General features: G+C 72.9%; 11 protein-coding genes and 1 pseudogene. 3 read left to right on the forward strand and 9 right to left on the reverse strand.

Annotated features, from left to right (window positions below; genetic code table 11):
- Both ACZ7RU_RS05485 and mce read right to left on the reverse strand, forming a co-directional pair.
- A pseudogene (locus ACZ7RU_RS05485) lies at window positions 1–2,304 on the reverse strand (hypothetical protein); the annotation flags it as partial.
- 566 nt (window positions 2,305–2,870) lie between these two features.
- A complete protein-coding gene (gene mce, locus ACZ7RU_RS05490; protein ID WP_387750358.1) occupies window positions 2,871–3,311 on the reverse strand; it encodes a methylmalonyl-CoA epimerase in 441 nt (146 codons plus the stop codon).
- Window positions 3,312–3,554: 243 nt separating this feature from the next.
- Between mce and ACZ7RU_RS05495 the strand changes: the two genes are divergently transcribed.
- Together ACZ7RU_RS05495 and meaB are read left to right on the forward strand one after the other, a co-directional pair.
- Window positions 3,555–4,748, forward strand: coding sequence for an acetyl-CoA C-acetyltransferase (locus ACZ7RU_RS05495; protein WP_470339613.1), 1,194 nt, complete (start codon window positions 3,555–3,557; stop codon window positions 4,746–4,748).
- 86 nt (window positions 4,749–4,834) lie between these two features.
- Window positions 4,835–5,791, forward strand: coding sequence for a methylmalonyl Co-A mutase-associated GTPase MeaB (gene meaB / locus ACZ7RU_RS05500; protein ID WP_470339614.1), 957 nt, complete (start codon window positions 4,835–4,837; stop codon window positions 5,789–5,791).
- Window positions 5,792–5,895: 104 nt separating this feature from the next.
- On the opposite strand, the gene ACZ7RU_RS05505 is transcribed toward meaB, so the two are convergent.
- From ACZ7RU_RS05505 to ACZ7RU_RS05525, 5 genes are all read right to left on the reverse strand, one after another.
- Window positions 5,896–6,411 (reverse strand): MarR family winged helix-turn-helix transcriptional regulator, encoded by a 516-nt coding sequence (locus ACZ7RU_RS05505; RefSeq protein ID WP_470339615.1) that lies wholly within the window; start codon window positions 6,409–6,411, stop codon window positions 5,896–5,898.
- Between the two features lie 40 nt (window positions 6,412–6,451).
- Window positions 6,452–7,261: an AIM24 family protein gene (locus ACZ7RU_RS05510; RefSeq protein ID WP_470339767.1), complete on the reverse strand. Its 810-nt coding sequence runs from the start codon at window positions 7,259–7,261 to the stop codon at window positions 6,452–6,454.
- A 236-nt stretch (window positions 7,262–7,497) separates the two neighbouring features.
- The gene (locus ACZ7RU_RS05515) at window positions 7,498–8,148 is read right to left on the reverse strand and encodes an AIM24 family protein (RefSeq protein WP_387750369.1); all 651 of its coding nucleotides are present in this window, start codon (window positions 8,146–8,148) and stop codon (window positions 7,498–7,500) included.
- Window positions 8,148–8,786: an AIM24 family protein gene (locus ACZ7RU_RS05520; RefSeq protein ID WP_470339616.1), complete on the reverse strand. Its 639-nt coding sequence runs from the start codon at window positions 8,784–8,786 to the stop codon at window positions 8,148–8,150. Before ACZ7RU_RS05520 ends, ACZ7RU_RS05515 begins: the two co-directional genes overlap by 1 nt.
- Before the next feature lie 80 nt (window positions 8,787–8,866).
- Complete coding sequence (locus ACZ7RU_RS05525) at window positions 8,867–9,661, reverse strand: DUF2127 domain-containing protein (RefSeq protein ID WP_470339617.1); 795 nt, start codon at window positions 9,659–9,661, stop codon at window positions 8,867–8,869.
- Between the two features lie 262 nt (window positions 9,662–9,923).
- Between ACZ7RU_RS05525 and ACZ7RU_RS05530 the strand changes: the two genes are divergently transcribed.
- On the forward strand, window positions 9,924–10,238 hold the full coding sequence (locus ACZ7RU_RS05530; RefSeq protein ID WP_470339768.1) for a DUF3817 domain-containing protein: 315 nt from the start codon (window positions 9,924–9,926) through the stop codon (window positions 10,236–10,238).
- Window positions 10,239–10,364: 126 nt separating this feature from the next.
- Here the strand turns inward: ACZ7RU_RS05530 and ACZ7RU_RS05535 are convergent, their stop codons facing one another.
- Together ACZ7RU_RS05535 and ACZ7RU_RS05540 are read right to left on the reverse strand one after the other, a co-directional pair.
- Window positions 10,365–11,990: a M4 family metallopeptidase gene (locus ACZ7RU_RS05535; protein ID WP_470339618.1), complete on the reverse strand. Its 1,626-nt coding sequence runs from the start codon at window positions 11,988–11,990 to the stop codon at window positions 10,365–10,367.
- Between the two features lie 441 nt (window positions 11,991–12,431).
- Window positions 12,432–14,063: a M4 family metallopeptidase gene (locus tag ACZ7RU_RS05540; protein ID WP_470339619.1), complete on the reverse strand. Its 1,632-nt coding sequence runs from the start codon at window positions 14,061–14,063 to the stop codon at window positions 12,432–12,434.

Consider the following 14,063-nt stretch of genomic DNA (forward strand, 5'->3'; position numbering starts at 1 on the left):
GTGGGCGACGGCCCGCAGCTCCCCGGCGGCCTGCTCGGCCTCCGCGAGGGTGGCCGCGGCGGCCCGCTCGGCCTGCTCGCGGGCGGCCTCGGCGGCGTCCAGGTGCTCGGCGGTCTCCTCGCGCTCGCGGCGCAGCCCGTCGGCGGCCTCCTCGCGCTCGCGCAGGCTCTCCTCGCGCAGCGCGTCGGCGGCCGCCTCGGCCTCGGCCCGGGTGCGGGCGGCGTCGGTGTCGGCCTCGGTGCGCACCCGCTCGGCGTCGGCCACCGCGGCGTCCCGGACGGCGTTCGCCTCGGCCTGCGCCTCGGTGGTCAGGGCCTCCGCCGCGGCGGTCGCCTCGGCGCGCACCCGCTGGTCGAACTCGGTTGCTTCGCGCCGGAGTTCGGCGGTCTCCCGCTCGGCGGCGGCCCGGTTCTCGGCGGCCGCGGCCTTGGCGGCGGCGAGCGCGTCCTGGCCCTGCTGCTCGGCGGCCTGGGTGATCTTCCCGGCCTCGGCGCGGGCCCGGGTCAGGGTCTGCTCCGCCCGGCCCTGGGTCTCGGCGGCCTGCTCCTGGGCCTGCGCGCGCAGCCGCTCGATCTCCCCGGCGGCACCCGCGCGCAGCTCGTCCGCGTCGGCCTTGGCCTTGGTGAGCAGCTCCTCGGCGTTCTTCGCCGACTCCTCGATCTGGACCACGGCCTGGCGGCGGGCCTCGCCGCGCACCCGGTCGGCCTCGGCGGCGGCCTGGGCGCGCAGCTCCTCGGCCTCGGCGCGCAGCCGGGCCGCCTCGTCCTGCATCCGCTCGATCCGCTCGCGGATCGCGGCGGCGTCGTCCAGGGCGGCGTTCTGGGCCTGCTCCACGGCGGCCTGGGCCTGCTCGCGCAGCCGCTGCGCCTCGGCGGCGGCCTCGGCACGGATCCGCTCGGCCTCGGCGGCGGCCTCGCTGCGCGCCGTCTCGGCGTCCTGGTTGGCCCGGCCGAGCACCTCCTCGGCGGTCTTGGCGGCCTTGGCGAGGTGGACGGTGGCGTCCTTGGCGCCGGCCGCCCGGCCCTCCTCCTCGGCCTCGCCGCGCAGCCGCTGGGCGTCGGCCAGGGCCTGCGCGCGCAGCTCGGCGACGTCCCGCTCGGCCAGGGCGCGCAGTTCGGCGATCGCCGCCTCGGCCTCGGCCCTCAGTTCGGCGGCCACCGACTCGGCGGTGGCCCGCAGCCGCTCGCTCTCCTCGGCCGCGGCGGCCTTGGCGGCGTCGGCCTCGGCCTGCTTGGTGGAGGCCGCCGCGCGGACGGCCTCGGCCTCGGCGCGGATCGCCGAGGCCTCCTTGGTGGCCTGGGCGACCATCCGGGCGACCTCGGCCCGGGCGGTCTGCGAGCGCTGCTCGTTGGCGGCCTCGCCGTCGGCGACCTTGCGCTCGGCGGCGGCCTCGGCGTCGGCCTGGAGCTGCTCGGCGGCCCGCTCGGCCTGGGCGCGCAGCTCGGCGGCCTCGCGGCGGGTGCGCTCCGCCTCGGCGATCGCCTCGGCGCGCAGCCGGTCTATCTCGGCCTTGGCCGCGGCGAGCTGCTGCTCGGCCCGGGCCTGCTCGGCGGCGGCCTGCGTCTTGAGTCGGCCGATCTCGGCCTGGGCGGCGGCCAGCTGTCCCTCGGCGGCGGCGTGCGCGGCGGCCAGCTGCTGCTGGGCCTCGCCGCGGGCGGCGTCCACGTCGGCGGCGGCCTGGGCGCCGGCCTGCTGGGCCTGCTCGGAGGCGGCGCGCAGCAGCCGCTCGGCGTCGGTCTGGGCCCGCAGCAGGGCGGCCTCGGCGGCGGCGTGGGCCTCGCCGCGGGCGGCGTCCACGTCGGCGGCGGTCTGGGCGCGGGCCTGGTCGGAGAGGGCGACGGCCTCCGCGCGGGCGGCGGCGACCATCCGCTCGGCCTCGGCGCGGGCCTCCTGGAGCAGCCGCTGGGCCTCCTGCTCGGAGCCGACCCGGGTCTGCTCGGCCCAGCCGTTGACGTGCTGCTCGGCGGAGCGGCGCAGTTCGGCGAGCTCGTCCTCCAGCTGGCGGCGGCGGGCGGCGAGGTCGGCCTCCAGCCGGGCGGTGCGCTCGGCGGCCTCGGCCATGATCCGCTGGGTGGCGGCCTGGGAGTCGCGCAGCTGGCGCTCGGCGTCGGCGCGCAGCTGCTGGGCCTGCATCTCGGCGGTGCGGAGCATCTGCTCGGCCTGGCCGGAGACGGCGTCGAAGGCGCGCGGCTGGGCGAGCATGCGACGGGACTCGTGCAGCTTCGCCCGCAGCACCTCCACCTGGTAGGCGAGGTCCTCGGCATGCTCGACTGCCTTGTCCCGCTCCTTCCGAGTCCGACCCATCTCGGCCTCGAACTGGGAGAGGTGATCGTCAGCCTCGTAGCGGTCGTTGCCCCGCACTCCGCGGTCCCATCCATCTCCTGGTCGCGTCCTCGACCCGACCGGTGCCGGGCTCCCGATACCCGGGTGCCGGTCCGACTGGTCCTTGCATCCACGGCTGGTGGACGGCTCCCCGTTGTGTCGGGGCCGCCCGCCGCGGTCGTCGGAATCCGGGGCGCGGGAGCGCGGGGGTACCGCGTTCCCCCGTCCGAGTGGACTCCTGGGCGAACTCTTGCCTTGTGGAGAATGGTGACAGATCCGTCTTGCGACTGTTCAGCCGTGCCCGCGTTGTGGACTCCCCTTGCGACGGGCCGACCACCGGAGGGCGGACGGGCCTGTCATCGGCCGTGCCCGTCGCCTCCGTCCCCCGGAGCCTTCGCGCACCTGGGCATTGTAGTGGGAGCGCGGTGCGGGGGAATGGCCGCAGGGGTGTTTTCCGGCTCTTCCCACCAGGTTACTGACGGGTCATGACCGACGGGGCGTCGGCCGCCGCCGGGGCGCCGCACGCCCCGGGGCGGTCCGGAGGGGGATCAGTGCTCGTCGTGGCCCTGCTGCGCGGAGGTGACCAGCTCGGTCAGCACGCCGCCGCAGTCCTTGGGGTGCAGGAAGGTGATCCGCGAACCCATCGAGCCGATCCGCGGCTCGTCGTAGAGGACCCGGACGCCCTTGTCCCGGATGGCCGCGGCGTCGCCGTCCACGTCCGCGGTGCCGAAGGCGATGTGGTGCACGCCCTCGCCGTTCTTCTCCAGCCACTTGGCCACCGTGGAGTCCGGCCGGGTGGGCTCCAGCAGCTGGAGGTAGGAGGCGCCGCCGTCGTCGGTGCCGTTGATCCGGAGCATGGCCTCGCGGACGCCCTGCTCCTCGTTGACCTCGGAGTGGAAGACCTCGAAGCCGTAGGTGGCGCGGTAGAACTCGACCGTCTTGTCGAGGTCTCGGCAGGCGATGCCGATGTGGTCGATTCGGGTCAGCACGACGGCCTCCGGGTGGTGGGGAGAAGGGTGCACCCAGTGCAGCGCATGCCCCGCGACGGACGCCAGTGCCGGGCGTGCGAGCCTGCTCACACGGCGGGCGGTTCACCCGGAACGGGTCGGCACGGTGTTGACTGGACGGTGCCAGTGCGCTCGATCACACCGTCGCTCCGGTGACGGGCGGATAACAGGTCAGTACATTGAGCGCATCCTCACCTGGCCACGACGTGCGAAGGGGCCCGTCCCATGACCAACACCACCTCTGTGATCGTTGCCGGTGCGCGGACCCCGATGGGTCGCCTGCTGGGTTCCCTCAAGGGCTTCTCCGGCGCCGAGCTCGGCGGCGTCGCGATCAAGGCGGCCCTGGAGCGGGCCGGGATCACCGGCGAGCAGGTCCAGTACGTGATCATGGGCCAGGTGCTCCAGGCCGGCGCCGGCCAGATCCCGGCCCGCCAGGCCGCCGTCAAGGCCGGCATCCCGATGAACGTCCCGGCGCTGACCGTCAACAAGGTCTGCCTCTCCGGCCTCGACGCCATCGCGCTGGCCGACCAGCTGATCCGGGCCGGCGAGTTCGACATCGTGGTGGCCGGCGGCCAGGAGTCGATGACCAACGCCCCGCACCTGCTGCCGAAGTCCCGCGAGGGCTTCAAGTACGGCGCGATCGCGATGCTCGACGCGATGGCCCACGACGGCCTCACCGACGCCTACGAGAACATCCCGATGGGCGAGTCCACCGAGAAGCACAACACCCGCCTGGGCATTCCGCGCGAGGTGCAGGACGAGATCGCCGCCGCCTCCCACCAGCGGGCCGCGAAGGCGCAGGCCGACGGGGTCTTCGACGCCGAGATCGTCCCGGTCGCCATCCCGCAGCGCAAGGGCGAGCCGGTGCTGTTCAGCCAGGACGAGGGCATCCGCGCGGACACCACCGTCGAGAGCCTGGCCAAGCTGCGCCCGGCCTTCACCAAGGACGGCACGATCACCGCCGGCACCTCCTCGCAGATCTCCGACGGCGCCGCCGCCGTGGTCGTGATGAGCAAGGCCAAGGCCGAGGAGCTGGGCCTGAGCTGGATCGCCGAGATCGGCGCGCACGGCAACGTGGCCGGCCCGGACAACTCGCTCCAGTCGCAGCCGTCCAACGCGATCAGGCACGCGCTGGCCAAGGAGGGCCTGGAGGTCGCCGACCTCGACCTGATCGAGATCAACGAGGCCTTCGCGGCGGTCGCCCACCAGTCCATGAAGGACCTGGGCGTCTCCTCCGACATCGTCAACGTCAACGGTGGCGCCATCGCGCTCGGCCACCCGATCGGGATGTCCGGCGCCCGCGTGGTGCTGACCCTGGCGCTGGAGCTGCAGCGCCGCGGCGGCGGGGTCGGCGCGGCCGCGCTGTGCGGCGGCGGCGGCCAGGGCGACGCGCTGATCGTGCGCGTCCCGAAGGCCTGACCGGCCGATCCGACCTCCAGGGCTACGGACCGCGTGTCGCGGTCCGTAGCCCCTTTCGGCATCTGCGTCTGCGCTAGGAGCTCCTGATGATCGATGTCGCCACGCTGGTCGAGCAGGCCCGGGAGGGCCGGCCGCGGGCGGTCGCCCGGCTGATCACGCTGGTCGAGAACGCCGCGCCGCAGCTGCGGGAGGCGATGGCCGCGCTCGCGCCGTACACCGGGCGGGCGTACACGGTGGGCCTGACCGGCTCGCCCGGGGTCGGCAAGTCCACCTCCACCTCGGCGCTGGTCTCCGCCTACCGGCGGCTCGGCAAGCGGGTCGGGGTGCTCGCCGTCGACCCGTCCTCGCCGTTCTCCGGTGGGGCGCTGCTGGGCGACCGGGTCCGGATGCAGGACCACGCCACCGACCCCGAGGTGTTCATCCGCTCGATGGCCACCCGCGGCCACCTCGGCGGGCTCTCCTGGGCGGCGCCGCAGGCGCTGCGGGTGCTGGACGCGGCCGGCTGCGAGGTGATCCTGGTCGAGACCGTCGGGGTGGGCCAGTCCGAGGTCGAGGTCGCCGCCCAGGCCGACACCACCGTGGTGCTGCTGGCCCCCGGGATGGGTGACGGCATCCAGGCCGCCAAGGCCGGGATCCTGGAGATCGGCGACGTCTTCGTGGTCAACAAGGCCGACCGGGACGGTGCCGACGCCACCGCGCGGGAGCTCAACCACATGCTGGGCCTCGGCGAGGCCCGGGAGCCGGGGGACTGGCGCCCGCCGATCGTCAAGACCGTCGCGGCCCGCGGCGAGGGCGTGGACGAGGTGGTCGAGGCGCTGGAGAAGCACCGCGCCTGGCTGGAGGAGCACGGCGAGCTCGCCGCGCGCCGCCGTCGCCGGGCCGCCGAGGAGATCCAGGCGATCGCGCTGGCCGAGCTGCGCGCCCGGATCGGCGACCTGCGCGGGGACCGGCGGCTGGCCGCCCTGGCCGAACGCGTGGCCGACGGCACCCTCGACCCGTACGGCGCGGCCGACGAACTGGTCGCCGGCCTGACCGCGAGCTGAGCCCGCGCGCGGGAAGTCGGCCGGGCCGACTTCCCGCGCGGGAGGAACGACGAAGGGCCGGTCCCCGGGGACCGGCCCTTCGGCTCCTTCGGTGCGGCAGGGCCCTACGGCTTGCCGCGGAGGCCGCGGAGGTGCTCGGCGATGGGGGCGAGGGCCTCGTACATCTCGTCGAGCTGTTCCGGGGTGAAGCGGTCGATGAAGTGGGCCCGGACGCTGCGCACGTGGTCCGGGGCGACCTGCTGCATGGTCTCCCAGCCGTGCTCGGTGAGGTGGGCGTAGAGGCCGCGGCGGTCGCCGGGGCACTCCTGGCGCAGCACGAGGCCGGCGTGCTCCATCCGGGTGATCTGGTGGGAGAGGCGGCTCTTCGACTGGAGGGTGGCGGCCGCGAGGTCGGTCATGCGCATCCGGCGGTCCGCGGCCTCGGAGAGCACGACCAGGATCTCGTAGTCGTTGATCGCCAGGTTGTGCGGCTGGAGTTCGCGGCTGAGCTGGTACTCCAGCAGCTTGGCGACCTCCAGATGGGCGCGCCACATCCGCTGCTCCCTGGCGGTCAGCCAGGGAGTTTCCTCCTCGGGCTGCGACTGCGGGTCGTCCGCAGCGTCGATCGTGTGCGTATCCATGGGGCCCAGCATAGCCGATTTAGTTCAATCTTGTACAAATTTACAGACCGAAACGTCGGCCGAGGTCACCCAGGTTACCGAGGCCGGGGATGTTCGGGTTCCCCCCGCCGTGCCCGGCCGTGCCCGGCTGGGACGGCACGCCGCCCATCGGGACGCCCGCCTCGGCGCCGACCGCGCCGACCGGCAGTTCCGCCATGAGTTTTTCACTCGATTGCAGCAGCACCTGGCCGGCGCCGATGAACTCGAACTGGTGCTCCTCGCCGGAGGCGCCGCCGAAGCCGGTCAGCCGGCGCAGGCCGCCGATCAGCCCGTGCATGTAGTCGTGGTCGTAGTGGTGGCACGGGGCCGGGCAGTCCGCCCAGCCGACCAGTGCCTGCGGGTCCACCCGGACCGGCGGCTCGACGAAGTGCACCGGGCCGTTGGAGGCGGCGACGAAGCGGCCGGTGCCGATCAGGGTCAGGAAGCCCGGGATGATCGACTGCTTGAGCCGAAGCGTCGGGTCGAAGGCCAGCAGGTTGCCGGAGCGGACGGTCAGGTTGCCCTCGTCCAGGTCGTACGAGTTGAGGTCGAACGCCCGGTCGGCCAGCAGCAGCTTGCCGCGGCCCTCGGCGATCACCCAGTCCGCCGCGTGCATCGGCGAGTTGAAGTGCTGCCCGAGCATCCGGTCGATCGCCCCGGCGCCGACGCCCCGGAAGGTGATGTCGCCGTAGTAGGCGACCATCTTGCCCTTCTGGAGGAAGTACGAGCCGTTCAGGTCGACCGAGAAGGCGTACGGGTTGACGTTGTCGCCGGCCGGCAGGCTGTGGACGTCCCACACCACCGGGCCGGAGCCGCCCTGGCCGGTCGGCAGCGGGGCCACCGGGCCGCCGAACTGCTCCTGGGCGTAGGGCTGTTGCTGGCCGTACGGCTGCTGCTGGGGCTGCTGGACCGGCGGGGGCGGCGGGTAGCCCTGCTGGGGGTGGCCGCCGGGCGGCGGCGGGTAGCCCTGCGGCGAACCGTAGGTCGGCGGGGTCGGCGGGACCGCGAAGCCGGGCTGGGTCGGCTGGTTGTGCGGCGAGCCGTACGGGGGCTGCGGCGGGTAGGACATCAGAGCTTCTCCTCGCTCGCCTGGACGTACACCGCACCCTGCCCGGACAGTTCCAGCTGGAACGCCTCGCCCGAGCCGCGGCCGATCATGTCGCGCCAACCCAGCGCCGTGGACAGCTTGTTGCGGACGTCGCCGCGGTGCGCCACGTACGCCTGCGGGTCGACGTGCACCGACTGGCCGGGGACGATCGGCAGCTCGAAGACGCCGCCGTGGGCCATCACCGCGACCGCGCCCTGGCCCTCCAGCTTGGTGGTGAACAGGCCCTGCCCGGTGACCTGGCCCCGGACCATGCCCATCACCCCGCCCTGCGAGCCCATGAACATGGTGGACTGCCGCAGCGTGCCCTCGAAGGCGAGCAGCCGGTCCGCCTCGACGTACAGGGTGTCGCCGAACAGGTCGATCACGTGGACGTGGTGGCCGCCGTGGCCGAACATCACCCGGCCCTGGCCCTCGACGGTCATCAGCGGGGTGTCCTCGTTGGCCACCCGGCGGCCGATCATCGACATCACGCCGCCCTGCCCGCCGGTGATGTTCGGCGTGAAGCGCACGTCGCCGCTGTACGCGAGCATCGCGCCGCGCTGGCTGAAGAGCCGCTGCCCGGGCACCACCTGGGCCTCGACCATCTTGCCGTTGATCTTCGTGAAGCCCATCAGACGTCGCCCCCGACGGTGACCTTCTCGGAGGGCTGGACGTACACCAGGCCCTCGCCGGTGAACTCGATCTGGACGGCCTCGCCGCCGCCCTCGCCGATGACGGTGGTCCAGCCGGCGCCCGACTTCAGGCTGCGCTGAAGGGTGCCGGTGTGCGCCACGTACGCGCCCGGGTCGACCCGCAGCGGCATGCTCTTGTCGACCCGCAGGATGACGGCCGGGCCGTTGGAGGTGACGGCCGCCCAGCCGTGGCCCTCCACCTTGGTGGTGAACAGGCCGTTGCCGGAGGACATGCCGTTGAGCCCGGTGAAGCTGGTGCCGGTGTGCAGGGTGGCCTCGGTGCAGAGCAGGTTGTCCGCCTCGACGTACAGCGTCTCGCCGTTCAGCCGGACCAGATTGATCTCGGTGGCCTTGTCGGCGAAGTAGCAGGTGCCCTGTCCCTTCACCTCCATGACCGTCATCTTCTCGCCGGTCAGCCTGCGGGTCACCATGCCGCGCAGGCCGTCCCCGCCGCCGGTCAGCTTCTTGAAGGCCATCTGCCCGGTGTAGGCGACCATCGAACCGTTTCGCGCCTTGACGGCGTCCCCGCCCAAATCGACGGCGAGCACGCGGGATCCCTGGAGTCTGAACTGAGCCACGGCCGCAATCTAGCCGCTGCGGCCGTGGCCCGGGGAGAGTGCGCGGGACAACTGGTACCAGGCTGCGACAAACGCGCCGGTCACACCCGGGCGCGCGCCCCCCGTCCGGCCGGAACGGTGCCGGCCGCCTGCTCGACCTCCAGCAGCGAGGCCGAGTGGCGCTCCGCCTCGAAGGCCGCCAGCCCGCCGCGCAGCCCGAACAGGCGCTTGGAGAGCATGATCCAGAGCACCGCCGCGATGTTCAGCACCAGGGTGCAGACCTTCAGCGCGCTGACGTGGTGGCTCAGCTCGTAGCCCTCCAGCGGCAGGAAGGCCGCGGTGGCGACCACCGTCAGGTACTCGGCCCAGCGCTTGTTCAGCCAGAGGCCGACCGCCTCGACGATCTCGATCACCGCGTAGGCGAGCAGCGCGCCCGCGACGATCAGCAGGGTGCTCTTCCTGAAGTCGAAGGTCTTGCGGATCGTCTCGACGATCGGGGCGTGTTCGAGGTCCCAGTGGAAGTGGTCGGTGACCGGCTTGAAGACCGTGAGGTTCTCGTCGAACACCCGGTGCACCGCGTCCTGGCTGTTGGAGAACTTCCAGACGGCCCAGGCGACCACGATGATCAGCAGTCCGCGCAGCACCCGCTCGACGGCCAGGAAGCGCAGGATGAACAGGTCCCGCAGCGCCTTGCCGCGCGGCACCAGCGGCGCGTCCTCGGCCGGGCCGGAGCCGTGCGGGTCGCCCAGCGCGAAGTCGCCGCAGCGCAGGCAGCGCCAGGCGTCGCCGAGCGCGGTGGAGGCGTGCAGCCGGGAGGCCAGTTCGGGCTCCGTCGGCGCGTAGGTGATGTGACCGCGCCTGGCGCAGGTCCTGCGGTCCCAGTCGAGCTCGAACATCTCGGTTACCCCCGTGTGCGGTGCGTCGGCGCCCGGATCGGTGGGCGCGCGGGCAGCAGGATAGGGGTTCCCGGCGACCTGCGGTCGCGCTCGGCGGCGTTCCGGCACACAGCTGTGACAGGGCGGGCCGGGCACTGTGAGATCGCCCACGGGGGCCACCCCCGGCCGGGGGAGCGCACATGTGCTCGGTGATAATGGGCCGGAAGGCTTGTGAGTCGCTTCACAAGCGCGTCCGCGCCGTCGACCCCGTATCGAGGAATCCATCGTGAACAGCAGCGCCGTCCACCGCCTGCGCCTGGTCTCCGGCCCCGAAGGGGTCTCCTTCATCCTGCTGCTGATCTGCTCGGTGCTGAAGCGGACCACCTCGTTCGACGCCGTCCCGGTGATGGGCATGGTCCACGGCGTCCTGTTCATCCTGTACGTGGTCTTCTGGATCCAGGCCTGGCAGGCGCAGAAGTGGGACGCCAAGCGCGGCGTCCTGATGTTCGTGCTGGCGGTGCTGCCCACCGGCGGCTTCTTCGCCGAGCGGATGCTCGGCCGCGAGGAGCGGGGCGAGCCGAAGCCAGCCACCGCCTGAGCCCCGGCCCCCTCGTGGACGGTCGACAGGCTGCCGCGGCCTCCTCTCCCAAAGGGCCGCGGCAGCCTGTCGCCGTTTCTTACCGGGGGTGGCTCGTCCCCTGCCGGGGTGCCGTGCGGTGGGCGGCTAGTTGACGTTCACCGCGCTCCAGGCCGCCGCGACCGCCTTGTACTCGGTGCTGGTCGCGCCGTACAGGTCGGTGGCCGCCTTCAGGGTCGCCGCGCGGGCGGCCTTGTAGTTGGTGGTGGAGGTCATGTAGACGGTCAGCGCGCGGTACCAGATCGCGGCCGCCTTGGTGCGGCCGATCCCGGTCACCGTCGAGCCGTTGGAGGTCGGGCTGTTGTAGCTGACCCCGTTGATGACCTTCGCGCCGCTGCCCTCGGCGAGCAGGTAGAAGAAGTGGTTGGCGACGCCCGAGGAGTAGTGGACGTCCTTGTTGCCGACGGTGGAGGACCAGTAGTCGGCCGACGCGCCGTCCTTGGAGGGCTTGTCCATGTAGCGCAGCGGGGTGCCGTTGCCGTTGATGTTGAGCTTCTCGCCGATCAGGTAGTCACCCGGGTCGGCGGACAGGTTGGCGGACCACTCGACCATGGTGCCGAAGATGTCCGAGGTGGCCTCGTTGAGGCCGCCGGACTCGCCGGAGTAGATCAGGCCGGCGGTGGCCGAGGTGACGCCGTGGCTCATCTCGTGGCCGGAGACGTCGATGGCGGTCAGCGGGTGGGTGTTGCTGGCGCCGTCGCCGTACGTCATGCAGAAGCAGGAGTCGTCCCAGAACGCGTTGACGTAGTTGGTGCTGTAGTGCACCCGGCTCGACGCGCCGACCCCGTTGTTCTTGATGCCGTTGCGGCCGAAGGTGTTCTTGTAGTAGTCCCAGGTGGCCGCCGCGCCGTACTGGGCGTCCACGGCGGCGGACTCCCGGTTGGAGGGCAGGCCGTTGCCCCAGGAGTTGGTGGTGTTGCTGAACAGCGTGCCGCTGCCCGAGGTGCCGCCCTTGAGGTCGGTGGTGGACTGGTTGCCCCGGGAGGCGTCCTTCAGCTGGTAGGAGCTGCCGCTCTGGGTGGTGGTCAGCGTGACGGTGCCGACGTTGACGCCCTTGCCGGTGCCGGTGGCGGTCTGCACCTTCTCGTCGCTGGCGAGCAGTTCGCCGGTGGCGGCGTCGGTGACCACCTCCTGGCGGCTCGGGGTGCCGTCCGCGCGCTGGCCCTCGACCACGGTGCGGTGGGCGAGCCGCGGGGTGCCGTCGGCGGCCCAGACGACCAGCTCGGGCGCGCCGGCGCCGTCGACCCGGCTGAGCGCCGCCTCGTCGTGGTCGGCGGCGACGCCGACGGTCGCGCGCACCGCGGCGGTGGCCGCCTCGGCGGCCTGGGACGCGGCGAGGCCCGGGGTCAGGCTGGTCACCGCCAGCTGTCCGGCGAAGGCCCGGTCGACCGACTTCACCGAACCGTCGGCCTTCTGGTGGACGACCAGGTCGCCGCCGATCACCGGCAGGCCCGCGTAGGTCCGGTCGTACCGCAGGTGACGGGTGCCGTCCCGGTCCACCACCACGTCCTTGGGCACCAGCTTCTCCTGGCCGCCGAGGGCGAGGGCCTGGGCGACCGGGGCGCTCTGCCCGGTGGCCAGGGCGAGCAGCGCGGACTGCTGCTGCGCCGGCGAGGGGGCGGCGGCCTGGGCGGGGACGGCGGCGATCTGGATGACGCCGGCCAGCAGGGCGGTGGCGGAGAGTACGGCTCCGACAGTCAGCTTTCGCTTCACGTGCGGGGGTTCCTTCCACGAGACCCGCGGGTGCGATGCGGGTGCGCCGCGTACCGGGGCGCCGGGGTTGGCACCTTGGGGGCGGTAGGGCGCGGACGTGCCGGTCCCGTGCGGCTTCTGACACTCCGCCGGATGTGGGTGGGGCGGCGGAGGATCGGACGGGACTTGGTCAGAAGCATGACAATTGTCGGCGGGGATGGACAGGGTGCGTCCGGGATTGGCCAGGAACCGCCAGTGCCGGTACGGATGGTTCGGCTGCCGCCGGTTGCCCGGTTTTCGACGGTTCGTCCCCCCTGGCGGGACTCCGCCAGCCGGACGGCCTTGACAGCCCCGTGGCGGCGGACGGCCCCCGTGGCGGCGGACGGCCCCCGGCGGGGAACGCGCGGACGCCCGGGCCCTCCCGCAGGAGGCCCCGGGCGTCCGATGCGCCGGTGCGGTACGTCAGTTGACGTTGACGGCGGCCCAGGTCGCGGCGACCGCGTTGTACTCGGCGCTGTTCGCGCCGTACAGGTCCGTCGCCGCCTTGAGGGTGGCGGTGCGGGCGCCCGCGTAGTTGGTGGTCGAGGTCATGTAGACGGTCAGGGCCTTGTACCAGACCTGCGCGGCCTTGTCCCGGCCGATGCCCGCGAGCGTCGAGTTGTTGTAGGTCGGGCTGTTGTAGCTGACGCCGTTGATGGTCTTGGCGCCGCTGCCCTCGGCGAGCAGGTAGAAGAAGTGGTTGGCGACGCCCGAGGAGTAGTGGACGTCCAGGCTGCCGACCGAGGACGACCAGTAGTCGGCCGAACGGCCGTCCTTGGACGGCTTGTCCATGTAGCGCAGCGGGGTGCCGTTGCCGTTGAGGTCGATCTCCTCGCCGATGAGGTAGTCCGGCTTGTCCGTGGCCAGGTTGGCGGAGAACTCGACCATGGTGCCGAAGATGTCCGAGGTGCCCTCGTTGAGGCCGCCGGACTCGCCCGAGTAGTTCAGGTTGGCGGTGGCCGCGGTGACGCCGTGGGTCATCTCGTGGCCGGCCACGTCCAGCTCGGTCAGCGGGTGGGTGTTGCTGGCGCCGTCGCCGTACGACATGCAGAAGCACTGGTCGGACCAGAAGGCGTTGACGTAGTTCTTGCCGTAGTGGACCCGGCTGGCGGCGCCGACGCCGTCGTTGCGGATGCCGTTGCGGCCGAAGGCGTTCTTGTAGAAGTCCCAGGTGGCCGACGCGCCGTACTGGGCGTCCACGGCCGCCGACTGGCCGTTGGCGACGGTGCCGTCGCCCCAGGCGTTGTCCGCGTCGGTGTAGAGCGTGCCCGAGCCGGAGGTGCGGCCCTTCAGGTCGCTGGTGGACTGGCCGCCGCGGGAGGCGTCCTTCAGCGAGTAGCCGCCGGACACCTGCGTGGTGGTCAGGGGGACGCTGCCGACGAAGACGCCGTTGCCGGAGCCGGCCGCGGTCCGGACCTGCTCGTGGGTGGAGAGCACCTGGCCGGTCGCGGCGTCGGTCACCAGCAGCTGGCTGCTCGGGGTGCCGTCGGCGCGCAGGCCCTCGACCGTGGTCTGGTACGCCAGGCGCGGCGAGCCGTCGGCGGCCCAGACCACCAGCTTGGCGGCGCCGGTCTGGTGGACCTCGGTCAGCGGCGACTCGTCCTCGTCGACGGCGATGCCGACGGTGGACTGCACGGCGCCGGTCGCCTGGGCGGCGGCCTTGTCGGCGGGGATCTGCGGGGTGAGGCTCGGAAGGGCGATGGTGGCGCCGGTGGCCTTGTCCACGGAGGTGGTCGAGCCGTCGGCCTTCTGGTGCACCACCAGGTCCCCGCCCAGGACCGGAAGGCCGGCGAAGGTGCGCTCGTAGCGGAGGTGGCGGGTGCCGTCGGCGTCCACCACGGCGTCCTTGGCGACCAGCTGCTCCTGGCCGCTCAGGGCCAGGGCGTGCGCCACCTTGCCCGCCTGGCCGTTGGCCAGGGCGATCAGGTCGGCGCGCTGCTTGGCGGCCTGGGACTGCGGGGCCGGGTCCGCGACGGCCGCGGTGCTCACCTGGACGACACCGGTGAGCAGGGCGGTGGCGGAGAGTACGGCGACTGCGGCGAGCTTTCGCTTCAC

Source organism: Kitasatospora sp. NPDC114501 (assembly GCF_055633695.1).